Annotated in this window: 22 protein-coding genes; 10 read left to right on the forward strand and 12 right to left on the reverse strand. The window is 73.4% G+C overall.

All coding sequences use genetic code 11. From position 1 onward, the window contains the following. The 3 genes from AB0E14_RS15030 to AB0E14_RS15040 form a co-directional block, all read right to left on the reverse strand. On the reverse strand, positions 1-312 hold a 312-nt coding region (locus tag AB0E14_RS15030; protein ID WP_362416611.1), incomplete at its 3' end, for an AMP-binding protein. Then, a complete protein-coding gene (locus AB0E14_RS15035) occupies positions 312-1055 on the reverse strand; it encodes a glycosyltransferase family A protein (RefSeq protein ID WP_362416614.1) in 744 nt (247 codons plus the stop codon). The genes AB0E14_RS15030 and AB0E14_RS15035, both read right to left, overlap by 1 nt. Then, on the reverse strand, positions 1052-2080 hold the full coding sequence (locus AB0E14_RS15040) for a ketoacyl-ACP synthase III (RefSeq protein ID WP_362416617.1): 1029 nt from the start codon (positions 2078-2080) through the stop codon (positions 1052-1054). Before AB0E14_RS15040 ends, AB0E14_RS15035 begins: the two co-directional genes overlap by 4 nt. A gap of 173 nt (positions 2081-2253) precedes the next feature. Between AB0E14_RS15040 and AB0E14_RS15045 the strand changes: the two genes are divergently transcribed. From AB0E14_RS15045 to yidD, 3 genes are all read left to right on the forward strand, one after another. After that, positions 2254-3324, forward strand: coding sequence for an enoyl-CoA hydratase/isomerase family protein (locus AB0E14_RS15045; protein WP_362416620.1), 1071 nt, complete (start codon positions 2254-2256; stop codon positions 3322-3324). A gap of 357 nt (positions 3325-3681) precedes the next feature. Beyond that, the gene (gene fusA / locus AB0E14_RS15050) at positions 3682-5766 is read left to right on the forward strand and encodes an elongation factor G (RefSeq protein WP_362416623.1); all 2085 of its coding nucleotides are present in this window, start codon (positions 3682-3684) and stop codon (positions 5764-5766) included. 77 nt (positions 5767-5843) lie between these two features. Continuing rightward, positions 5844-6281, forward strand: a complete 438-nt coding sequence (gene yidD / locus AB0E14_RS15055) for a membrane protein insertion efficiency factor YidD (RefSeq protein WP_362416626.1) — start codon at positions 5844-5846, stop codon at positions 6279-6281. Positions 6282-6331: 50 nt separating this feature from the next. On the opposite strand, the gene AB0E14_RS15060 is transcribed toward yidD, so the two are convergent. The 3 genes from AB0E14_RS15060 to AB0E14_RS15070 all read right to left on the reverse strand — a co-directional run bounded on the left by AB0E14_RS15060 (position 6332) and on the right by AB0E14_RS15070 (position 7852). Beyond that, positions 6332-6517 (reverse strand): DUF1272 domain-containing protein, encoded by a 186-nt coding sequence (locus tag AB0E14_RS15060; protein ID WP_362416629.1) that lies wholly within the window; start codon positions 6515-6517, stop codon positions 6332-6334. Positions 6518-6606: 89 nt separating this feature from the next. Continuing rightward, entirely contained in the window at positions 6607-7368 is a 762-nt protein-coding gene (locus AB0E14_RS15065) for a transporter substrate-binding domain-containing protein (RefSeq protein ID WP_362416632.1), read from the reverse strand. Between the two features lie 22 nt (positions 7369-7390). Next, a complete protein-coding gene (locus tag AB0E14_RS15070) occupies positions 7391-7852 on the reverse strand; it encodes a MarR family transcriptional regulator (protein WP_362416635.1) in 462 nt (153 codons plus the stop codon). 131 nt (positions 7853-7983) lie between these two features. Here AB0E14_RS15070 and AB0E14_RS15075 point away from each other — a divergent pair, with 131 nt between their 5' ends. Further along, complete coding sequence (locus AB0E14_RS15075; RefSeq protein ID WP_362416638.1) at positions 7984-9474, forward strand: MFS transporter; 1491 nt, start codon at positions 7984-7986, stop codon at positions 9472-9474. Positions 9475-9625: 151 nt separating this feature from the next. Further along, complete coding sequence (locus AB0E14_RS15080) at positions 9626-10393, forward strand: NPP1 family protein (protein WP_362416641.1); 768 nt, start codon at positions 9626-9628, stop codon at positions 10391-10393. A 39-nt stretch (positions 10394-10432) separates the two neighbouring features. Here the strand turns inward: AB0E14_RS15080 and AB0E14_RS15085 are convergent, their stop codons facing one another. Both AB0E14_RS15085 and AB0E14_RS15090 read right to left on the reverse strand, forming a co-directional pair. Then, positions 10433-10651, reverse strand: coding sequence for a DUF6296 family protein (locus AB0E14_RS15085; RefSeq protein WP_362416644.1), 219 nt, complete (start codon positions 10649-10651; stop codon positions 10433-10435). Positions 10652-10729: 78 nt separating this feature from the next. Continuing rightward, the gene (locus tag AB0E14_RS15090; RefSeq protein ID WP_362416647.1) at positions 10730-11671 is read right to left on the reverse strand and encodes an oxidoreductase; all 942 of its coding nucleotides are present in this window, start codon (positions 11669-11671) and stop codon (positions 10730-10732) included. 112 nt (positions 11672-11783) lie between these two features. Here AB0E14_RS15090 and AB0E14_RS15095 point away from each other — a divergent pair, with 112 nt between their 5' ends. Then, a complete protein-coding gene (locus tag AB0E14_RS15095) occupies positions 11784-12422 on the forward strand; it encodes a TetR family transcriptional regulator (RefSeq protein WP_362416848.1) in 639 nt (212 codons plus the stop codon). Here AB0E14_RS15095 and AB0E14_RS15100 read toward each other — a convergent pair. Next, positions 12389-12991 carry a TetR/AcrR family transcriptional regulator gene (locus AB0E14_RS15100; RefSeq protein ID WP_362416650.1) on the reverse strand — a complete coding sequence of 201 codons (603 nt, stop codon included), beginning with the start codon at positions 12989-12991 and terminating at the stop codon, positions 12389-12391. The two genes, AB0E14_RS15095 and AB0E14_RS15100, sit on opposite strands and share 34 nt — an antisense overlap. 79 nt (positions 12992-13070) lie before the next feature. Beyond that, entirely contained in the window at positions 13071-15143 is a 2073-nt protein-coding gene (locus AB0E14_RS15105; RefSeq protein ID WP_362416653.1) for a discoidin domain-containing protein, read from the reverse strand. 255 nt (positions 15144-15398) lie between these two features. On the opposite strand from AB0E14_RS15105, the gene AB0E14_RS15110 reads away from it, so the two are divergent. The 4 genes from AB0E14_RS15110 to AB0E14_RS15125 all read left to right on the forward strand — a co-directional run bounded on the left by AB0E14_RS15110 (position 15399) and on the right by AB0E14_RS15125 (position 19542). Continuing rightward, positions 15399-16619, forward strand: a complete 1221-nt coding sequence (locus tag AB0E14_RS15110) for a cytochrome P450 (protein WP_362416850.1) — start codon at positions 15399-15401, stop codon at positions 16617-16619. A 127-nt stretch (positions 16620-16746) separates the two neighbouring features. Next, a complete protein-coding gene (locus AB0E14_RS15115; RefSeq protein ID WP_362416656.1) occupies positions 16747-17355 on the forward strand; it encodes a TOPRIM nucleotidyl transferase/hydrolase domain-containing protein in 609 nt (202 codons plus the stop codon). A 133-nt stretch (positions 17356-17488) separates the two neighbouring features. Further along, positions 17489-18217, forward strand: a complete 729-nt coding sequence (locus AB0E14_RS15120) for a VOC family protein (protein WP_362416659.1) — start codon at positions 17489-17491, stop codon at positions 18215-18217. Between the two features lie 269 nt (positions 18218-18486). Further along, positions 18487-19542, forward strand: a complete 1056-nt coding sequence (locus AB0E14_RS15125; RefSeq protein WP_362416662.1) for an NAD-dependent epimerase/dehydratase family protein — start codon at positions 18487-18489, stop codon at positions 19540-19542. Here the strand turns inward: AB0E14_RS15125 and AB0E14_RS15130 are convergent. Both AB0E14_RS15130 and AB0E14_RS15135 read right to left on the reverse strand, forming a co-directional pair. Next, a complete protein-coding gene (locus AB0E14_RS15130) occupies positions 19517-20629 on the reverse strand; it encodes a HAMP domain-containing sensor histidine kinase (RefSeq protein WP_362416665.1) in 1113 nt (370 codons plus the stop codon). The genes AB0E14_RS15125 and AB0E14_RS15130 overlap by 26 nt on opposite strands. A 3-nt stretch (positions 20630-20632) precedes the next feature. Continuing rightward, positions 20633-21475 carry a response regulator transcription factor gene (locus AB0E14_RS15135; protein ID WP_362416668.1) on the reverse strand — a complete coding sequence of 281 codons (843 nt, stop codon included), beginning with the start codon at positions 21473-21475 and terminating at the stop codon, positions 20633-20635. Positions 21476-21555 lie beyond the last annotated feature (80 nt).

The following is a 21555-nucleotide window of genomic DNA, read 5'->3' on the forward strand; positions in this document are numbered from 1 at the left end:
GTCGGGGCGGGCAAGCGCCAGGCGCGCCCGCAGGACGTCGGGACCGGCGCCGGGGTCGAGCACGGCAGCCCGCAGGCCGAGCCGGTGCACCGCGAGCAGCACGGCGAGCGCGCGCGGCCCCGGCCGCACCGCGACCCCGACCGTGTCTCCGCGCCGCAGCCCGCGCGCGTGCAGCGCGCGGGCGTACCCCTCGGCGAGGTCGGCCAACTCCCCGCACGTGGCCTTCGTCCGGACGGAGCCGGAGCGGGTCGTGCCGAGGACGGCCGGGAGGTCGGGACGTGACCGCAGGGTGTGGGCGAGAGCGTCCAGCATCAGCGCGGGTCCTCTCCGTGTCGCCCCGGTCCCCGGTCCAGGTACCAGCGGGCGGTGCCGACGATCCCGTACGCGCGCAGCCGCCGGGTGGAGTTCTCCACGACCATGCCGCGGGCGTGCACGATCGCCGTGGTGGAGCGGCGCACCCGGTTGAGGAAGAGCCGGTCGGTGGGGGAGGGGCGGCGGGGCATTCCGCCGACGGCCTCGTACAGACGGGCGGTGATGGCCATGTTGTTGCCCGCGTGCATGCGGTACGGCGCCAGATAGCCGTGCCGCCGCCGGTGCGCCGGGCGCACCCGGCCGAAGAACGCGGCCACGCGGACGAGCGTCCGGAAGGCGGCGCGTCCGACCGGCCCGTGCTCGTCGCGCCGGGCGTCGATCCGCCCGCACACCAGACCCGCTCCGTCGCTCAGCGCGGTCCGCGCGGCGGCCGTCCAGCCGGGACGCGGCAGACAGTCGGCGTCCGTCCGGGCCAGGAGCACGGCCCCGCGCCCGATCGCGTACCGGAAGCCGGTGTCCACCGCGCAGCCCACGCCCTTGTCGCGCTCGTCCAGGACATGCACGGGGAACGGCGCCCGCCGGGCGAACGCGCGGGCGATCGCGGCGGTGTCGTCGTCGGAGGCGTTGTCGACGACGACCAGCTCGAAGTCCCGGTCCGCCTGGGCGGCCAGCGCCTCCAGGGTGTCCCCGATGCGCGCGGCCTCCTGATGCGCGGGCACCACCACCCACAACGCGTCGCTCATGCCTTCTCCCACACCATCGTCATCAGGCTCACGCCACCGCCGAGCCCCACGAACAGCACCCGGTCCCCTGACCGCAAGTCCCCTTGCACCCGGTCCAGTTGGACGCCGAGCGTCGCGCTCGCGATGTTGCCCAGCTCGGGGACGGTGACGACGAGACGGTCCTCGGGCACGCCCGTGATCTCCACGAACCGCCGCAGATACGGCACGGTGACCTGATGGACCAGGACGTACCGGAAGTGGCGCCAGTCGAGGCCCGTGCGGTGCCGCATCCGGTCGATCACCGAGGTGCCCACCTTCTCGAACACCTCGCGCAGCTCGCTGCCGTCGCCCTGGAAGTACGTGTGCTCGTCACCGCGCGGATGGCGTGAACCGCCGCCGAATATCCCGCCGACCGGCCAGTGTTCGGAGTGCGTCTCGCTGTCCACGTCGAGGATCCCGCCCCGCTCCACCGTCTCCAGGACCACCGCGGCGCCCGCGTCGCCGAAGGTGTAGCCGGCGAAACCGTCCCGGAACTGGGCCGGATCGGCGGGGTCGTGGCGCACGGCCCGGCTCGGGGTCTCCCCGGTGACGACGAGGGCCCGCCGGGCGCGCCCGGCGAGGATCATCGTACGGGCGAGGTCGACGCCGTTGACGAAGCTGTTGCAGGCGTTGGTGACGTCCAACGCGTGGGCCCGGGAGCCCAGTTCGGCCTGCACGATGTGGGCGGTGGCCGGCTCCACCATGTCGCGGGTGGCGGAGGCGAACACCAGCAGGTCGATGTCGGCAGGCTCCAGCCCCGCCCGGTGGAGCGCCCGCCGGGCGGCCCCCACCGCCAGGGTGGAGGCGTACTCGCCCGGCCGCACGGCCCGGCGCGTCAGGATCCCCGTGGCCCGCTCGAACACCCCGGCGGGCAGCGCCATCCCGCTGCCGGCGACGACCCGCAGCCGCAGCTCCTCCGAATCCACGACCTGCTCGGGCAGGCAGGAGCCGACCCCGGTGATCCCGACACGGAGGGGGCCGTCCGCGACGGCCTGATGACTGTTCATACGACGGAGGCTACGAACGCCACGGGGGCCGGGACCTGAGTGCGCGTACTCAACCTCCCTAGGAGAAATCCCCGGTCCCGGACGGTCCCGGACGGTCCCGGGGCCGTGCCGGGCCGTGCGCGGCGGTGCCGATACGGTGGCCGGAAGATCGTTCGGAGGAAGGCGACGCGACCATGCGACTCAACCAGGACACCCCGCCGGACGCGGACGGCCCCCACGTCCTCGTCCGCACCGAGGGGCGGGCCGGCCTCCTCACCCTCAACCGGCCCCGCGCCCTCAACGCGCTCACCCACGCCATGGTGCTCCGGATCGACGAGGCGCTCACCGCGTGGGAGGCCGATCCGACCGTCGAGACCGTCGTCATCAGAGGCGCGGGCGAACGCGGCTTGTGCGCCGGGGGCGACATCCGGGCCATCCACGAGGACGCCCGCGCGGGCGGCGGCGCGGGCGGCGCCACCGTCGACTTCTGGCGCGACGAATACCGGCTCAACGCCCGCATCGCCCGCTATCCCAAGCCCTACGTGGCCCTCATGGACGGAATCGTGATGGGCGGCGGCGTCGGTGTCTCCGCCCACGGCTCCGTCCGCGTCGTCACCGAACGCTCACGCGTCGCCATGCCGGAGACGGGCATCGGCTTCGCCCCCGACGTCGGCGGTACGTATCTGCTGGGCCGGGCGCCCGGCGAGCTGGGCACCCATCTCGCCCTGACCGGTGCCCAGGCGGACGCCGCCGACGCCCTCCTGACCGGCCTCGCCGACCACTTCGTACCGTCCGACGAGCTTCCCCGGCTGGTCGAGGAGCTCACCCGCGCCCCCGCGCACAAGGTGCTGCCCAGGTTCGCCAGGACCGCCCCTCCCGGGCGCCTCGCCGCCGCCCGCGACTGGATCGACACGGCCTACGCCGCGCCCACCGTGGAGGAGATCGTCGACCGGCTCCTCGACTCGGGCGTCACCGAGGCCAAGGAGACCGCCGCCACCCTCCTGACCCGGTCGCCCACCGCCCTCAAGGTCACCCTCGAGGCCCTCCGCCGCGCGCGCCGCCTCGACTCCCTCGAAGCCGTTCTCGCCATGGAGTTCCGGCTCTCCCACACCGCCCTCGGCTCCGCCGACCTGGTCGAGGGCATCCGCGCCCAGGTGATCGACAAGGACCGCTCCCCGCGCTGGACGCCCGCCACGCTCGCCGAGGTCACGCCGGGCCACGTCGCCGCCTACTTCGCCGAACGGGACCTCCCGAAAATCCGGTGACCCGGCGGGGCTCCCCTCCCTACACTCGCAGCACGCACCGCCGAGATCACGGCGCGCGCCGACGACCGAACGAGGGGAGCCCGACCGTGTGTTGCCACACCACCGTCGTCGTTCCCCGGTCCCGGTACGACGTGATCCTGACGTCCCGGTCTCCCCGGTGCCGGCTGCGCGGCCGCCACCGGACCCCGTGACGAACCTCTGAGACCCCCGCCCGGGCGCCCCTGCCGCCCGGCGCGCCGTGAGCCTCACGCGCGCCGTCCGCCGCGACGCCCGAGGGTCTCCTGCTCCGCCCGTCGCCGGGCCGCTTCGTCCGGGAATCGCGCCGACCCTTTCTCGCCTCCACCGAAAGGCCGGGCCGTGCGTACCCCGCTCTCCCGTCAGCTCACCGCCAACCCCCTCGACCGCGTCCGCAACCTGGGCATCCTCGCCCACGTCGACGCCGGCAAGACCACCGTGACCGAGCGGATGCTCTATCTCACGGGCGCCGTCCACAAACGCGGCGAGGTCCACGAGGGCACCACCGTCACCGACTTCGACTCGCAGGAACGCGACCGCGGCATCACCATCTTCGCCGCGGCCGTCAGCTGCGACTGGGACGGGCACCGGATCAACCTCATCGACACGCCGGGACACGTCGACTTCTCCGACGAGGTGGAGCGCTCGCTGCGCGTCCTCGACGGCGCGATCGCCGTGTTCGACGCCGTCGCCGGGGTCGAACCGCAGAGCGAGACCGTGTGGCGCCAGGCCGACCGGCACGGCGTCCCCAGGATCGCCTTCGTCAACAAGCTGGACCGCGCGGGCGCCGACCTGGACACGGCCGTCGCGTCGATCCGGGACCGGCTGCACACGGTGCCGCTCGTCGTCCAGCTGCCCATCGGCCGCGAGGACGCGTTCACCGGCGTCGTGGACCTGGTGCGCATGCGCGCCCTGGTCTGGGCGACGGGCTCCGACACGTACACCGAGGGGCCCGTCCCCGAGGAGCTCGTGGCGGAGGCACGGCTCAGGCGCCGCGCCCTGGAGGAAGCGGTCGCCGAGCTCCACCCGGACGCACTGGAGGAGTTCTGCGCCACGTCCGCGCTCACCGCGGACACCCTCACCGCGGCGCTGCGCGACCTGACCCGGACCGGCGAGGGCGTCGTCGTGCTCTGCGGCTCCGCCTACCGCAACCGGGGTACGGAGCCGCTGCTCGACGCCGCCGTCGCCTACCTGCCCTCGCCCCTGGACGTGCCGCCCGTGCGCGGCACCCTGGACGGCGCGGAGCAGGAGCGGACCGCCGATCCGGCGGAGCCGTTCGCGGCGCTCGTCTTCAAGGTCAACTCCACCGCCACCGGGCGGCTCACCTACCTCCGCGTGTACGCGGGAACCGTCGGAAAGGGGGACACCGTGCTCGACGTCGCCGCCCGGCGCACCGAGCGCGTCGGCAGGATCCTGCGTGTCCAGGCCGACCGGAACACCGAGGTGGACTCCGCTCGGGCCGGCGACATCGTCGCGGTCGTCGGCGTGAAGGAGGCCCGCGCCGGTGCCACGCTGTGCGCGCCCTCCGCCCCGCTGCTCCTCGAACCGCCCACGTCGGCCGACCCGGTCGTCTCCGTGGCGGTCGAGGCGCGGCGGAGCCTGGACACCGACCGGCTGGCGACCGCGCTGGCCCGACTCGTCGAGGAGGACCCCTCGCTGACGGTCAGGACCGACGCGGAGACGGGCCAGACCGTGCTCTCGGGCCTGGGCGAACTGCACCTGGAGGTGGCCGTGGAGAAGATCCGCCGGGCCCAGGGCCTGGAGATCGCGGTCGGCCGACCGCAGGTGGCCTACCGGGAGACGGTCGTGCGCGGGGTGACGGGCCTGGTGTACCGGCACGTCAAACAGGACGGTGGCGCGGGCCAGTTCGCGCATGTCGTGGTGGACGTCGAGCCGGTCGGCGCGGCGGAGGAGGGGGAGTTCGTCTTCGCCTCCACCGTCACGGGCGGCCGCGTGCCCCAGGAGTACGTCCGCGCGGTCGAGGCCGGCTGCCGGGACGCGCTCGCGGAGGGCCCCCTCGGTGGCCACCCGGTCACCGGTGTGCGGGTGACGCTCACCGACGGAGCGACCCACTCCAAGGACTCCTCGGAGATGGCGTTCCGCACGGCGGGCCGCTTCGCGCTCCGTGAGGCGCTGCGGGCCTGTTCGATGACGCTCCTCGAGCCCGTCGTCGAGGTCACCGTCACGGTCCCGGACAGCGCCGTGGGCGGTGTGCTCGGTGACCTGGCGGCCCGGCGCGGCCGGGTCTCCGGTTCGACCGCGCGGGCCGGAACGGCCGTGCTCACCGCGACCGTTCCGCTGGCGGAGCTGTTCGGCTACGCGTCCCGGCTGCGCGGCCGCACCCAGGGCCGGGGCACGTTCACCGCCCGGCCCGTCGGCTACGCGCCGGTGCCGGCCGGTGCGGCGGCCGGTACGGCGACCCGGTGACGGCCGGGGACGGGGCCGCCCCCAGGAGGGCGGGCCCGTCCCACACGTATGATCGAACGGATCGTGGAGGGGGCGGCGTGACGTCATCGAGGGAGTCCGCGCGTGCGGCGCGGCGGCGCAAGCGCCGCGAGGACGGCGAGGAGGGCTGCTGCGCGGGAGCGGCGGACCAGTGCTCGGCCTGTGGCATGTACTGCCCGCAGTTCGCGTTGGTGGCGCTGACCACCCTGCTCCTGGGGAAGCCGCGCGGCTCGTCCCGCGCCGCGCGCACGGCCGCCGTCCGACCGGCGGGCCGAGCAGCCGGGGCGCTCCACGGGGCCGTGACGCTCTACCGGGAGGAGATCAGCCCGACCCGGCCGCCCTGCTGTCCGTACACGCCCAGCTGTTCCACCTACGCCGTGAAGGCCCTGAGCCGGCACGGCGCCCTGCGCGGCGGCCTTCTGACAGTGGCTCGCCTGCTGCGCTGCCGCCCGGCGGCGGCCCGCCGCAGGGGCTACACCGACCCGGTCCCGGACTGACCCGACCGAGCGTCCCCGGCCGCCGTGGGTCGGACCGAGGCCGGTGTCCGTCAGACCGCGAGCGCCCGGCGGGGCCTGGGGAGCAGCTCGCCGCCGCAGTTGGGGCAGACGCCGTCCATGGTGTCGCCGCAGGGCACGCAGAAGGTGCACTCGTACGAGCAGATGAGTGCGGGCGCGTCCTGCGGCAGCGTCGCCGTCTCGCAGCGCTCGCAGGTCTCACGCATCTCCAGGGCCATCGTTCGTCCGTCCTCGCTGAGCCGGTGGGGTCACCCCACTCTCCCGGCGGCGGCCGGGAGTCCGAAAGGGCGTCGAGGGCCAGAGATCACTACGATCGGGTCGCGTCGTCGGCGCGGGGCGGCGCCACCAGGCCGGGGGACTGGTGCGAGCGCCGCAGCGACGCGGCGACGGAACCGTCGGCCTTCAGCTCCTCGACCAGCTCCGTGAGGAACCGCACGGTCGACGGGCGCCGCGCCCTCGTCGTGCCGACGGCCTGCCGGATCTCCATGAACCGCTCCTCGATCAGCCGGAGTTCCGGGTGCGCCGTGACGAACGCGGTCATCGGCTGCCTGATCCCCGCCGCGACCTCCAGGCCCTCGGCGCGGAAGACGTCCACGCCCTCCTCGCCGCGCACCAGGGTCGCGTGCCGCAGCGTGCGCGTGAGGTAGAGGTCGTACGCGGAGCCGGCCTTCACGCCGATCCGCACCCCGTCCCGGTCGACGTCGCCGGGCGTGGTGAGGTCCGAGGCGGCCGGGACCGCGTAGACCCCTTCGATCACGACGTACGGCGCGGTGAAGGCGACCTCGGCCTCGCGCGCCGGTTCGACGGCGAGGAAGCAGAGGTCCGCGCGGCCCGTGGCCATCGCCTCGTAGGACTTGCGAGCGGCGTCGAAGCAGACGTACTCGACCGGCAGGCCGAGGCGTGCGCCGATCTCCCCGGCGAGGTCCACGGTGACCCCGCCGGGCGAGTCCGCCGTGCCCCGCGCGAGGACCGGGTTGCCCAGGTTGATCGACGCCCGCAGGACGCCAGTCGGCGCGAGGTCCCGGGCGATGTCGACGATGTCCGCGTCGTCGGGGGTGGCGCTGGTCATACGCCGGAGTCTACTGACCTGGTCACGGCCGGGGGCGGGGCCAGGGGCGGCCCTCCAGGCGCTCGATGTCGCTGTTGAAGCGGCGCAGGTACGCGGCGAAGTCGGCCACCTCCTCGGGCGTCCACTTCTCCAGGACCCGTTCCAGGCCGTGGACATTGGCGGCGCGGTCCGCGTCCAGCCTCCGCCTGCCCTCCGCCGTGATGCTGAACTTCCTGGCGATCCCGCCGTCGGGGTCCGGGATCCGTTCGACGACCCCGGCCTTCAGCATCGCCGCGGTCTGCCGGTTGAGCGTCGACGCGTCCAGGCCGAAGGCCTCGCTCAGCTGCCCGATGGAGAGCGGCCCGTCGATCTCGATGCGGCTGAGCAGCACGTAGGCGCTCCGGTCGAGCCGTCCGCTCGCGCCGCGCGCACGGGGGTCAAACAGATGCGAGTGCCGCCCGACGAGCATGGTCTCGAACTCGATCAGGTGCGTGGGCTTGTCCATGGATCCATCCTCCCTGTCCCGGCTGCTTCCCCGCGCCTATGCATGGTACATGGACTGTGTATCCTGCACTCAATGTGCATCATGCATGTCGATTCGTCGTGTCGTCCACGCGTCGCCCCAGGGAGAACCCCGTGACCAGCTCCAAGACCGACCCCCGCCCACGCGGCGTCGTCGGCGTCCTCGCCTTCGCGGGCATCGTGGCCGCGCTCACCCAGACCCTGGTGGTGCCGCTCCTCGGTGACCTGCCCAGGCTCTTCGGCACCACCGCGTCGAACGCGTCCTGGGTGGTCACCGCGACCCTGCTGTCGGCGGCGGTGGCCACCCCCGTCGCCGGGCGCCTGGGTGACATGTACGGCAAGCGGCGCATGCTGCTCGCCTCGATCGCGCCCCTCGTCGTGGGCTCGGTCGTCTGCGCGCTCTCCTCGTCCGTCGTCCCGATGATCGTCGGCCGCGGTCTTCAGGGGCTCGGCATGGGCGTGGTGCCGCTCGGCATCAGCCTGCTGCGCGACGTCCTGCCGCCGGAGCGTATGGGCGCCTCCATCGCCCTGATCAGCGCCTCCATGGGCGTGGGCGGTGCGCTCGGCCTCCCGTTCTCCGCCGCTGTCGCCGAGAACGCGAGCTGGCGTGTGCTGTTCTGGGTCGTCGCCGCCCTGGCAGCGGCGGTCGGCGTGCTCGTGCGGCTGCTCGTGCCCGCGGGCCGTACCGCGGCCGACGCCGGCCGCTTCGACGTGCCCGGCGCGATCGGTCTGGGCGGCGCCCTCGTCTGTCTGCTGCTCGGCGTCTCCAAGGGCTCCGACTGGGGCTGGACGAGCGGGACGACCCTCGGCCTGCTCGCCGCCTCGGTCGTCGCGCTCCTCGTGTGGGGCTGGTGGGAACTGCGGACCGCCGAGCCCCTGGTGGACCTCCGCGTCACCGCCCGGCCGCTCGTGCTGATGACCAACCTGGCCTCGATCCTCGTCGGATTCGCGATGTACGCCCAGTCGCTGGTGGTGCCCCAGTTGCTCCAGCTGCCCGAGGCCACCGGCTACGGCCGGGGTCAGTCGATGCTCGCCATGGGGCTCTGGATGGCCCCGGCCGGGCTGATGATGATGGCCCTCGCCCCGCTCGGCGCCAAGCTCACGGCCGCGCGCGGCCCCAGGATCACCCTCGGCGTCGGCAGCCTGGTCATCGCCGTCGGCTACGGGTGCGCCCTGCCGCTCATGGGCTCGACCGTCGGGCTGCTCGTCGTGACCCTCATCTGCAACACCGGCGTGGGTCTCGCGTACGGCGCGATGCCCGCCCTCATCATGGGCGCCGTGCCCCGCTCCGAGACCGCGTCGGCCAACAGCTTCAACACCCTGATGCGTTCGATCGGCAGCTCCGTCTCCGCCGCCGTGATGGGTGTGGTCCTCGCCCAGATGACCACGGACTTCGCCGGTCATCTCCTGCCCTCAGAGGACGCCTTCCGGGTCGCGCTGCTCATCGGCAGCGGGGTGGGGCTCGCGGCGGCGGTCGTCGCCTTCCTCATCCCGGCCGGTCCGTCGGCCGGTGCCGAAGGGGTCGAAGGAGTCGAGGGGGTCGAGGGGGCCGAGGGGGCCGACGGGGCCGCCTCGGCGCACGTGCCCTCGGCGGCGAAGGCCTGACGGACCGGCGACCGCCGCCCTTCACCGCGCCGTCATCGGTCGGACCTCCTCGCGACAGCGGGGTTCGAGAGAACTGATCTGGGCATGCCAAGCACGCACACCCCCATCACACCCCTCGCGCCCCGCACGGCGGTCCCTCAGGAGGACGCAGTTGAAGACGAGTTCGTGGTTCCGCAGGGTCTCGGTCACCCTCGGCAGCAGCATCGCGCTGGTCGTCGCGGTCTCGGGCAGCGCGTTCGCGGCGCCGCCCCCGCCGCTGCCGGCCAACGCCGACGCGCTCGAGCAGACGTTCCAGCCCGCCTTCGACTACGACACGGACGGCTGCTACTCCACGGCGGCCATCGGACCCGACGGCACGCTCAACCCCGGCCTCAAGCCCACCGGCGCCCTCAACGGCTCGTGCCGGGACGCCTGGGACCTCGACAACACCAACGGGTACTCCCGCGCCAAGTGCAACAACGGCTGGTGCGCGGTCCTCTACGGCCTCTACTTCGAGAAGGACCAGGCGATACCGGGCATCAGCCTCGGCGGCCACCGCCACGACTGGGAGCACGTCGTCGTCTGGATCCAGGACAACCAGGCGAAGTACGTCTCGACATCCGCCCACGGTGAGTTCAACACCTACGGCCGCGATCAGATCCGCTGGGACGGGACGCATCCCAAGGTCGTCTACCACAAGGACGGCGTGAGCACGCACTGCTTCCGCCCCGCCAACGGCAACGACGAGCCGCCGGAGAACCACGAGGGCCAGTGGCAGCTCCCGGCCCTCGTCGGCTGGAACGGTTACCCCGCCGGGGTTCGCGACAAGCTGGTCCAGGCGGACTTCGGAAGCGCCCACTTCGGTCTGAAGGACGGCAGCTTCGGCCCGCACCTCGAGAAGGCCAAGCCCGCCGGAATCCCGTTCGACCCGTACGCCTGACAGGCGCCCCTCCCCGCACGCGCCGTCGCCCCGGACGCCTCAGTCCACGGGGACGGCGCGTGCGGGCACGTCGTGGCTCTGGTGCCCGCCGCTCGCGAGCATCCGTACGTTCCCGTGCTCGTCGATCTCGGCCTGCACGATGCCCGTCTCGTCGGAGTACACGGGATGCCCGCCGGCCCCCGCACGGTCCGTCCGGGTGACCACGATCGAGTCACCCGACACCGGAAAAGTCAGTTCATAGCGTTCGGCACGGTGCATGCGCCCGTTTATACCGAGCCACGCCGCCGAACAGGGGCCGCGCCGGGCCCCCGCACCCGTACGGCCCCCGGAAACCGGTCATTCGGCGGCGCCGACCTCCACGTCGTACCGGACGTCGGTCAGCCGCTCCGAGACCTCCCACAGCCTGCGTCCCGTTCCGGCGTCCGTCGCCCCGGGGGACAGGCGGACGAGGGCCGGTGCGCCGCGCAGCTCGCCCGGCCCGCCCGGCCCGAAGAACTGCCCGCCCTCGACGCCGGGAGCCGTCGCCGCGTAGAGCTGCGGGAGCGCGCCGCGCTCCGGGGACTGGGCGAGCGGCTTGAGCACACGGCCGAACATCAGGCGTACCAGGGGGACCGGTGCCTCCGTCGGTAGGTTGGTGGCGGCGTAGCCGGGGTGGGCGAGGAGGCTGCGGACCGGGCTGCCGGCCGCGGTCAGCCGCCGGTGCAGTTCGTGCCCGAAGACGGCGTTGGCCAGTTTCGACTGGTCGTAGAAGGGCATGGGGGCGTAACCCCGTTCCCCGGTGAGGTCGTCGAACCGCAGCCGGCCCTTGCGGTGCTTGAGCGAACTCACCGTGACCACGCGCGGATCGTCCCCGGTCGCCAGCCGGTCGAGCAGCAGGCCGGTCAGCGCGAAGTGTCCGAGATGGTTGGCGGCGAACTGCAGTTCGTGGCCCTGCGCGCTCAGTGTGCGTGGGGGCGCCATCACACCCGCGTTGTTGACCAGCACGTCGAGCCTCTCGTGCTCCGCGCGCACCCCCTCGGCGAACGCGCGCACCGAGTCGAGGTCGGCCAGGTCGATCCGGCGCACGTCGAGCCGGGCTCCGGGGTGTCCGGTGGCGATCTCCGCGGCCGCCGCGCGCCCCTTGGTCTCGTCACGCACCGCCAGGATCACGTGGCCGCCGCGGTGCGCGACCGCCCGGGCCGTGGCCAGGCCCAGGCCGCTGCTGGCGCCCGTGACGACGTACACCCGCCCGGTCTGGTCGGGGATGTGCTCCGCGGTCCACTGCTGAGTCTCCGTCATGTGGCATAGGCTGCTCCTTGTGGCACCAAGTGTCAAGCTGCGCCCAAGTGTCACTCTGCGTCTGAGTGTCGTGGAGGGCATGCGGTATATGCTTGCTCGCGTGAGCCCCGACATGACCCTGGCCCAGCGCAAACGGCAGCTCGTCTCCGACGAGTTGACCGAGGCCGCGCTCCAACTCCTCGCCGTGAAGGGCTTCGACGCGGTCACCGTCGACGAGATCGTCGCGGCCGCCGGGGTGTCCAAGCGGACGTTCTTCCGCTACTTCGCGTCCAAGGAGGACGTCGTCGTCCAGTTCCTGGCCGACATGGGCGCCGGCATCCGGGCCGAACTGGCCGCCCGGCCCGCGGACGAACCGCCCTCCGTGGCGCTGCGCCACGCCATGACGGTCCCCATCCACGCGTGCACGGACCACCCGGACCACGCCGAGCGGGCCCTGCGCGTGGTGCGGCTCATCCTCGGCACCCCCGCGCTGCACGCGCGCTTCCTGGAGCGCCGACTGCGCTGGAGCGAGGACCTCGCCGCGGAACTGACACGCCGTCCGGGCCTGACCGCGGCCGACGATCTGTACCCGCGGCTCGCGGCCGGCATGGCGCTCACCGCCTTCGACGTCACGCTGGAACGGTGGGGCGCGGGCGGCGACGCCGTCGACCCCGCCGAGCTGATCGCACGTGTCTTCGCCACCCTCGCCCCGGCCCTGGACGCCCCGGCCCTGGACGCTCAGGTCCCGTCGGCGACGAGCACCGCGACCTGATCCGTGACCAGATCCAGGAGCGCGGCCGAGGACTCCTCGTCGTGGCCCACGACGAGCAGGTTGAGCGTCAGACCGTCCGTGACCGCCGCGAGATAGCGGGCCAGGACCGGCACGGGGACCCGGAGGTCGAGCGTCATGCTCGCGTCGAGCTCCTCGATGAGCTCGTGGTAGATCTCCGCGTACCGCTCGTGCTGACGGCGCGCCAGCGGTTCGAACCCCGGCGTGCGCAGCGCGTACTGGGTGAGTTCGTACGTCAGCATGTGCTCGCCCGGATGGGCGCGCACATGCTCCCAGTACGCCCCGAAGCCCGCCCTGATGGTCTCCCGGAAGGAGCCGCGCGGCCGGAGCGCCTTCTTCACCGTCCCCACGTAGTGGTCCGTGATGGCCGTGATCACGGACTCGAGCAGGGCCTGCTTGGAGTCGAAGCAGTAGTGGAAGACGCTCAGCGACACGCCCGCCTCCGCGGCGATCGACCGGGTCGTCGTCCTCGGCACGCCGTCCCGGGTCATCGCCCGGATCGCCGCCTCGGTCAACTGCCGACGCCGTTCGGCGAGCGGCATTCGGGACATGGGGTGGTTCCTCTCTCGTACGCGTACGACGAGGGTGGGGCGGCCGGTCCGGCCGCCCCACCCCCCCCGTGGATCTCCGTCAGCCGCTGTAGACGCCGACCTCCTTGAGCGAGTACCCCCACTGGGTGCCGCGCTGCACGCCGAAGATCCGCACGTGCCGCGCGGTCGTGGCGGAGAACTGCACGGTGTCCAGACCGCCGTCACCGCTCGTGGTCGACCACGCCGTACGCCAGGTCGTGCCGTCGTCGGAGACTTCGACGCGGTACGCCCTGCCGTACGCCCGCTCCCAGTCGAGCGTCACCCGCTTGACCAGCTGCGGCTCCCCGAGGTCGATGCGGAGCCACTGGTCGTCCTTCCACTCGCTCGCCCACCGCGTCCCCGGGTCCCCGTCGACGGCCCGGTCGGCCGAGAAGGTGGTGAACGGGTTCCACCACTCCGTGGTGGACGCCGAGGCGGGTGCGCGCGCGGCCAGGTTCACACCGGCGCGGTGCCGCTCGGAGGCGCCCCAGGTGTCGAGGTAGGACTCGGCGCCCCGGAACAGGTCGTCCACCACGCCCTGGCCGCCGACCTTCCGGATGTCCTCGATCCAGTCCGGCACCATGCCGTGGTGCGCGGCGCCGTCGGTGTTCAGGTCCCAGGTCCGCTGCCCGGTGGTCTGCCGGTCGATGACCGAGCCGCCGTCGGTGGAGCGGAACGGGTACGTCACGGCGTTGGGGGCGTCGGCGCCCCGGGGACCGGGCCAGCCGCCGACGCCGTTCATGTCGGTGCCGTAGCCGTAGCCCACGTCGTACTTCTCGCGCAGGGCGTCCTTGGCCTTGGCCTCCGCGCTGAACGCCTCGGACCCGTTCATGTACTGGGCGGCGAACCCGCCGAGCTTGTACAGCCGTTCGGTCCAGGAGCTGTCCATCCAGCTGTGCGAGGAGATCGCGCCGGGGTAGGACACCGACTCCATGATGTCGAAGGCCCGGCCGGCGGCCTTCACGCTCATGTGGTCCAGCTCCAGCATCATCTTGCGTTTCATCATCCCGCGCACCGCGTACTCGCCGAGGTCGGTCAGCCCGCGGGTGTTGCAGCGGGCGTCCTGGCTGTACGCGGGCACGCTCACGCCGGCCGGCAGCTCCTTCTGCGCGTTCGGCGCCGCGGCGAGCCCGATCGGGTTGTCCTGCTGCGGGCCCGCGCACTGCTCGGTCTTCCAGAAGGTCCCGGTGGACAGGAACTGGCCCACGTTGATCGCCGTGCCGAGCGCCCCCGAGTCGAAGCGGACCCCGCAGAGCGCGTTGTCGAACTTGTGGCACAGGAACATGCTGCGCACGCCGAGCCCGTGCAGCTCGTCGAGCCCGCGGTCGATGTCCGCCTTGCTGCACTGCGCGACGTCCAGGATCTGCTTGCAGCCGAACGGCTCGGACGTCTCGACGCCGAGGACGACCGCCAGCTTGCCCTGCTCGATGACCTGACGGGCCTGCGCGGAGTCGGTGACGATCCGGAACCAGCCCTTGCCCGGGCCGCCGAACATCGTGTCGATGTACTCCTGCATCTCGTACGTCTTGCGGGCCTGCAGTCGGATCGAGGTCATCTCGTCGCAGCTGCGGTCCTTGAAGAAGTAGACGGAGCAGATGACCCCGTTGGTGACGAGGTCGTTGACGAGGACGCGCTGGCCGCCGCGCCAGGCCCGCTCCACCCAGGCGTAGTAGTTCTGCTGGTGGGTGAGCGAGTCGTGGGCCGGCCAGTCCTTGAACGTCGGCCAGCCGTTCGGGTCGTGCTTGCCGTCGCCGCCCTTGGTGATGAAGTCGAAGATCGCGAGCGAACCGTCCGGGTAGTGCTCGGGGCAGTCCTTGAGCGCGTCGGCCGCACCCTTCACCGAGAAGGTCTGGCCGCAGATGAGGCGCCCGCCGAAGGCCTCGTTGGACATCAGGTGGTTGTGCGCGTCGACGAACCCGCGCACCTCGCCGCGTTCGTTCGTGCCCTTGAACGGCTCGCCGGTGACGTTGATCTGCGAGTCGGGCGCGGGACGGGCGGTGGGGTTCCACCAGGAGGCGTCGGCGGCCGAGCCGGACGCGGGGGCGAGCAGCATGGTCACGGTGGCGAGCAGCAGCGCCAGCACGGCCAGCGGCCCGCGCCTGCCGGACGCACGGCTGCGCGTGGGGGGTCTCATGGGCATCACTCACGTCTTCGGTCGAGGGGGGTGTGCGGGCGGCGGAGCGGAGGATTGTCATGTTCCATGCGAAAGGCGTGGTCGAGGATCCCGACTGCCACGAGAGGAGTCAAGAGTCCGGGACAGATGACCTGAAGGACGGGGCGCCGATATAAACAGGCCACACCGTCCGCATTCTGATCTTTCGTCAGAGGAGTGGGACCGCCAGGCTGGAGGGGGCCCGCGCTCCGTACGCTCGCGAAAGGAACCGCCGTGATCAGGCCGAACCCCCCGATCGTGCTCGACCCCACCGGCGCCGACCGGCACGCCGAACACCGGCGGTTGCGCGCCCACGGTCCGGCCGCCCTCGTCGACGTCCTCGGCGTGCGGGCGTGGTCGATCACCGACCCGCTCCTGCTCAGGAAGCTCCTGACCGGTCCCGACGTGTCCAAGGACGGCCGCAGGCACTGGCCGGCGTTCGAGGAGACCGTGCGGGACTGGCCGCTCGCCCTGTGGGTCGCGGTCTCCAACATGTTCACCGCCTACGGCTCCGACCACGCCCGGCTCCGCCGCCTGGTCGCCCCCGCCTTCACCGCCCGCCGCGTCGCCGCCCTCCGCCCGGTCGTCGAGGCCCTGGTCACCGGGCTCCTCGACGACCTGGAAGCCGAACCGCGCGGCGCGGTCGTCGACCTGCGCGAGCGGCTCGCGTACCCGCTGCCGATCGCCCTCATCGGCCACCTGACGGGCGTCCCCGAGAGCCGCCGCGAGGACTTCCGCGCGCTCGTGGACGGCGTCTTCGACACCACCCGCACCGCGGAAGAGGCCATGGCCAACGCGGGGCGCCTTTACGGCCTCCTCGACGAACTCGTCGCCGCGCGACGCGCCGAGCCGGGCGAGGACATGACCTCGCTCCTCATCGCCACCCGCGACGAGGACGGCTCCACGCTCACCGAGTCCGAACTGCGCGACACGCTCCTGCTCGTCATCAGCGCCGGGTACGAGACGACGGTGAACGTCATCGACCAGGCGATCACCGCCCTTCTCACCCGGCCGGGGCAGCTCGCCCACCTCCGCGCCGGCCGGGCCGGCTGGGGCGACGTCGTGGAGGAGACCCTCCGCCACGAACCGGCCGTCAAGCACCTGCCGCTCCGCTACGCGGTCACCGACATCCCGCTCCCCGACGGCCGGACCATCGCCCGCGGCGACGCGATCCTCGCCTCCTACGCGGCGGCCAACCGCCACCCCGACTGGCACGGCCCGACGGCCGACGCCTTCGAGATCACCCGCGCCACCAAGGACCACCTGGCGTTCGGCCACGGCGTCCACTACTGCCTCGGCGCCCCGCTGGCCCGTCTCGAGGTGGCGACCGCCCTCGAACATCTCTTCACCCGGTTCCCCCGGCTGAGCCTGGCGGTCGCCCCGGAGGAACTCCAGCCGCTGCCGTCCCTCATCAGCAACGGTCACCAGCGCCTCCCGGTCCGGCTCCACCCCGCCTGACACCCGGCCCGACGCGCCGCGTGGCCCGCCCTGCAACGCGCCGCGTGCGCGGCTCCCCGGCCGGGCCGACGCGTGCTGCCGCCGAAAACCCCGTGCCGTCCCGCCGCCGGGCGGGCAGACTCGCCCCATGATCGAGATACGGGAGTTCCGCGCGGCCGTCGAGGCGTGGACCGGCGGCGGACCCGCCGGACCGGCCCGCCAGTGGGCGGAACGGGCGGGCGTGGGGACGGTGGTGCTGCTCGAAGGCCTGAGCGATCTCGCCGCCGTCGAGGCGCTCGCCGAGCGGCGCGGCCGGGACCTGGCCGCCGAGGGCGTGTGCGCGCTCTCCATGGGCGGGGCCATGAACGTCCGCCGGTACGCCGCGATCCTCGGCCCGGCCGGCCTCGGCCTCCGGCTGACAGGACTCTGCGACGTCCAGGAGCGGCCGTTCTACGACCGCGCCCTGGAGGGGACCGGGGCGCCCCTGTTCGTCTGCGCCGCCGACCTCGAGGACGAGCTGATCCGCGCGCTCGGCATGGCCACGGTGGAGGACGTCGTCGCGGCCGAGGGCGACCTGCGCCCCTGGCAGACCTTCCTGCACCAGCCCGCCCAGCACGGCCGCCCCCGGGAGCGGCAGTTGCGCCGCTTCCTCGGGACGAAGAAGGGCCGCAAGATCCGCTACGGCCGCCTCCTCGTCGAGGCCCTCGCCCCCGAGCGGGTGCCGGCCCCGCTGGACGACCTCTTCGCGAGCCTGTGAGGGCTTCCTCCGACCTTATTCCGGTTGACCGTTCGGGCGGCGACCGGCGAGGCTCGGCCGAGCAGTGCCCCCTCGCACCCTGTACGACCACCTGTCAGCCGGAGCGGCGCTTCGGCGGAACGGACACCCAGGCATGACGTCCCACCTCCACGCCCTCTGCGTCGACGCGAACGACCCGCTCCTCGTCTCCCGCTTCTGGGCCGGGCTCCTCGGCTGGGAGACGGCCGACGACCCCGACGACGGCATCGTCCTCGCGCCCGGCGACGACACCGGATTCCGGCTCCGCTTCCTCCCGACCGACGCGCACAAGTCGGTCCAGAACCCGATGCACTTCGACCTGACGAGCGCCTCACTCGACGACCAGCGGGCGGTCGTGGACAAGGCGCTCGCGCTCGGGGGCCGGCACATCGACGTCGGCCAGACCGCCGAGGACGGGCACGTCGTCCTCGCCGACCCCGAGGGCAACGAGTTCTGCGTGATCGAACCCGGCAACGCGTTCCTCGCCGACTGCGGGTTCATCGGAGCCCTCGCGTGCGACGGCTCCCAGGCGGTCGGGTACTTCTGGAGCCGGGCGCTGGGCTGGCCGCTGGTCTGGGACCAGGACCAGGAGACCGCCATCCGCTCGCCGCACGGCGGCCCGAAGGTCACCTGGGGCGGCCCGCCCATGATGGAGCGGGCGCCCCGGGACCGGATCCGCTACGACCTCGCCCTCCCCGCCGGCGGCGACCAGCAGGCGGAGGTCGACCGCCTCCTCGCCCTCGGCGCCACCCGCGTCACCACGGAGGACGACGGACACGGCCGGGTCGTCCTCGCCGACCCCGACGGCCAGGAGTTCCGTCTCCTGCCGCCCCGTTCGCGGTAGTCGCGCCCTTGAGGACCACCGCCTCGCCGGAGGCGCCCCGGTGAGGACCGGTGCCTCCTCGGGCGCGCCCGGGTGAGGACCGGTGCCTCTCCGGGCGTGCCCCGGTGAGGACCGGTGCCTCCTCGGGCGCGCCCCGGCGAGAGCCACCGCCTCCCCGGGCGCGCGCCGGTGAGCACCGCCGCCTCGCCGGACGCGTCCGACCTTACGAATCGCGGACGCCCGCGCTCCGCCCGCCGAGAGAGGCCGCTCCGGTCCGTACGGTGAGCCTCATGCGCGTACTCGTCACCGGCGGCGCCGGTTTCATCGGCTCCCACATCGTCGAGGCCCTCACGGCCCGGGGCCACCACCCCGTCGTCCTCGACGCCCTCCTGCCCACCGCCCACCAGGGGCCCGAGCCGTCGCTTCCGGCCGGGGCCACGTGGCTGCGCGGCGACGTGCGGGACCCCGCGACCGTCACCCACGCCCTCCGGGGCGTCGGCGCCGTGTGCCATCAGGCCGCCATGGTCGGCCTCGGGAAGGACTTCGCCGACGCCCCCGACTACGTCTCCTGCAACGACCTCGGCACCGCCGTCCTCCTCGCCGCCATGGCCGAGGCCGGCATCGACAGGTTCCTGCTCGCCGGCTCCATGGTCGTCTACGGCGAGGGCGCCTACGCCTGCCCCGCCCACGGCCCGGTCCGCCCCGGCCCGCGCGCGGAACCCGACCTCGCGGCGGGCCGCTTCGAACCCCGCTGCCCCCGCTGCGGCGCCGACCTCGCGCCCGGCCTCGTCGCCGAGGACGCCCCCGCCGATCCGCGGAACGTGTACGCCACCACCAAACTCGCCCAGGAACACCTCGCCGCCGCCTGGGCCCGCACCACCGGCGGCCGCGCGGTCTCCCTGCGCTACCACAACGTCTACGGACCCCGCATGCCCCGCGACACCCCCTACGCCGGCGTCGCCTCCCTCTTCCGATCCGCCCTCGCCCGCGGGGAGAGACCCCGCGTCTTCGAGGACGGCGGCCAGCGCCGGGACTTCGTCCATGTGCGGGACGTGGCAGCCGCCAACGTCCTCGCCCTGGAAGCCGTCGACGACCGGGCGCCCGCCGCCCTCACCGCGTACAACACCGGCAGCGGCGACCCCCGTACCGTCGGCGAGATGGCCGAGGCGCTCGCCGCCGCGCACGGCGGACCGGCCCCGGTGGTGACGGGGGAGTACCGCCTCGGCGACGTACGCCACATCACCGCCGACTCCGCCCGGCTCCGCGCCGACCTGGGCTGGAAGCCCGAGGTCGGCTTCGCCGACGGCATGGCCGAGTTCGCTACGAGCGGGCTGCGGGGAGTGTGACCTCGAAGCGGCAGCCGCCGTCCACGTTCCGCACGTCGGCACGGCCCATGTGGGCCTCCACGATGCCCTGCACGATCGCCAGACCGAGCCCCGCGCCGCCGGGCGGGGTACGGGCCTCCGTACCCCGCCACCCGGTGTCGAAGACCCGCGGCAGCGCGTCCTCGGGGATCCCGCCGCAGCCGTCCGTGACCGACAGGACCACGGACGCGTCACGGCGCTCCGCCGCGACGGCGACCGTGCCGTCCTCCGGCGTGTGACGGATGGCGTTCACCAGCAGGTTCGAGAGGACCCGCGTCATCTCGCGCCCGTCCACCTCCACCGGCACCGCCGCGACCCGGTCGCCCACCAGCCGTACGCCCTGCTCCCGTGCGAGCGGCACCGCGCCCGCCAGCGCGTCGCCCACGAGGTCGTGCACGGACATCCGGGCCGGGTTGAGCGTCAACGCGCCCGCGTGGATGCGGGAGAGCTCGAACAGATCGCCCACCATGCTGTTGAGCCGGTCCACCTCGGTCCGGATCTGCCGGTGATAGCGCGCCGGATCGGCCACCACACCGTCCTCCAGAGCCTCGGACATGGCCCGCAGACCGGCCAGCGGCGTCCGCAGGTCGTGCGAGATCCAGGCGACCAGCTCCCTGCGGGACGCCTCCAGATTGCGCTCGCGCTCCCGTGACGCGGTGAGCCGCTCGCTGGTGACCGACAACTCCCGGCTCAGGGCGGCGAACTCGGCCGGGGCGAGCACGCGGGGGGCGGTGAACACCCCGCCCTCGCCGAAGTCCCGTGCGGCCACGGCCAGTTCCCGGGCGCTGACCACCACACGGCGGCCGAGCAGCAGCGAGGTGCCGAGCGAGACGACCGCCGCCATCGCGACGACCGTCGTCACCACCCAGAGGTCGTGCGGTGACAGGAACATCGCCCAGGCCACCGCGAGCGTCCCGGCGAGCATCGCCGTCACAGCGACCGACACGACGACGGCCAGCGACACCGCCACCGACCTGTGCCGGGCCGCGCGCAGCAGACCGGCGCCGATCAGACCGGCGGCCGCCGCGCCGACGAAGGCGTAGACGGCGATGAGGAGTATGTCGCGCACGGCTCAGCCCTCCGTCGTCGCGGGGGAGCCGGAATCGAAGCCGGGGGAGGAGCCGGTGCCGGTGCCGGTCTCGCTCTCGCTCTCGCTCCCGGTCTCGGTTCCCGTGCCGGTGGCCGGGTCCGGTGGCGGGTCGGGCCGCGCGGTCGCGTCGAAGCGGTACCCGGCGCCCCACACCGTCCGGATCAGGAGCGGGTTGGCCGCGTCGTCCTCGACCTTCCCGCGCAGCCGCCGGATGTGGACCGTGACCGTCGACAGGTCGCCGAAGTCCCAGCCCCACACCTCCCGCATCAGCCGCTCGCGGTCGCACACCTCGCCCGGGTGCTGCATGAAGTAGCTGAGCAGGTCGAACTCCCGCAGGGTGAGCGCGAGGTGGCGCCCGCCCTTGACCGCCTGCCGGGCCGCGGGGTCGACCTCCAGGTCACCCGCGCGCAGCAGCGCGCCCGGCCGCCGGACCTCGGTGTGACGGCGGAGCACCGCCTCCACCCGCAGCACCAGTTCACGCGGGCTGAAGGGCTTGGTGACGTAGTCGTCGGCCCCGATCTCCAGGCCGAGGATCCGGTCCTCCTCCTCGCTCCGCGCCGTCAGCATGATCACCGGAACCGGCCCGCGCCGGCGCAGCTCACGGCAGACCTCCAGGCCGTCCATGCCCGGCAGCATCAGGTCGAGGACGACCAGGTCCGGCCATCGTGCCGCGGCGGCCGTCAGCGCCGACGGCCCGTCGTCCGCCCGGTCCACGGCGAAACCGGCCCGTTCCAGATAGCCGGTGACCACTTCGGCGACGGTCGGATCGTCGTCCACGACCAGGACGCGCGGTGCGGTCCGCGAGGGCTGTTCAGGCTGCTCCATGGGGGTCAGCCTCGCACCCGACGAGCGCCCAGGTCGCCCCCGGGCCTGCGCAGGGTGGGCGATGTCCGTGTTTCGTAAGG

Origin of the sequence: Streptomyces sp. NPDC047981 (genome assembly GCF_040653315.1) — a bacterium.
Lineage (GTDB): Bacteria > Actinomycetota > Actinomycetes > Streptomycetales > Streptomycetaceae > Streptomyces.

Coding starts and splice junctions, on each gene's coding strand:
- AB0E14_RS15115 (WP_362416656.1), top strand. CDS start 16,747: ATGATCGAGATACGGGAGTTCCGCGCGGCCGTCGAGGCGTGGACCGGC.
- AB0E14_RS15040 (WP_362416617.1), bottom strand. CDS start 2,080: ATGAACAGTCATCAGGCCGTCGCGGACGGCCCCCTCCGTGTCGGGATC.
- AB0E14_RS15085 (WP_362416644.1), bottom strand. CDS start 10,651: ATGCACCGTGCCGAACGCTATGAACTGACTTTTCCGGTGTCGGGTGAC.
- AB0E14_RS15135 (WP_362416668.1), bottom strand. CDS start 21,475: ATGGAGCAGCCTGAACAGCCCTCGCGGACCGCACCGCGCGTCCTGGTC.
- AB0E14_RS15045 (WP_362416620.1), top strand. CDS start 2,254: ATGCGACTCAACCAGGACACCCCGCCGGACGCGGACGGCCCCCACGTC.
- AB0E14_RS15065 (WP_362416632.1), bottom strand. CDS start 7,368: ATGACCAGCGCCACCCCCGACGACGCGGACATCGTCGACATCGCCCGG.
- AB0E14_RS15035 (WP_362416614.1), bottom strand. CDS start 1,055: ATGAGCGACGCGTTGTGGGTGGTGGTGCCCGCGCATCAGGAGGCCGCG.
- AB0E14_RS15060 (WP_362416629.1), bottom strand. CDS start 6,517: ATGGCCCTGGAGATGCGTGAGACCTGCGAGCGCTGCGAGACGGCGACG.
- AB0E14_RS15105 (WP_362416653.1), bottom strand. CDS start 15,143: ATGAGACCCCCCACGCGCAGCCGTGCGTCCGGCAGGCGCGGGCCGCTG.
- AB0E14_RS15070 (WP_362416635.1), bottom strand. CDS start 7,852: ATGGACAAGCCCACGCACCTGATCGAGTTCGAGACCATGCTCGTCGGG.
- AB0E14_RS15100 (WP_362416650.1), bottom strand. CDS start 12,991: ATGTCCCGAATGCCGCTCGCCGAACGGCGTCGGCAGTTGACCGAGGCG.
- AB0E14_RS15120 (WP_362416659.1), top strand. CDS start 17,489: ATGACGTCCCACCTCCACGCCCTCTGCGTCGACGCGAACGACCCGCTC.
- AB0E14_RS15125 (WP_362416662.1), top strand. CDS start 18,487: ATGCGCGTACTCGTCACCGGCGGCGCCGGTTTCATCGGCTCCCACATC.
- AB0E14_RS15090 (WP_362416647.1), bottom strand. CDS start 11,671: ATGACGGAGACTCAGCAGTGGACCGCGGAGCACATCCCCGACCAGACC.
- AB0E14_RS15095 (WP_362416848.1), top strand. CDS start 11,784: ATGACCCTGGCCCAGCGCAAACGGCAGCTCGTCTCCGACGAGTTGACC.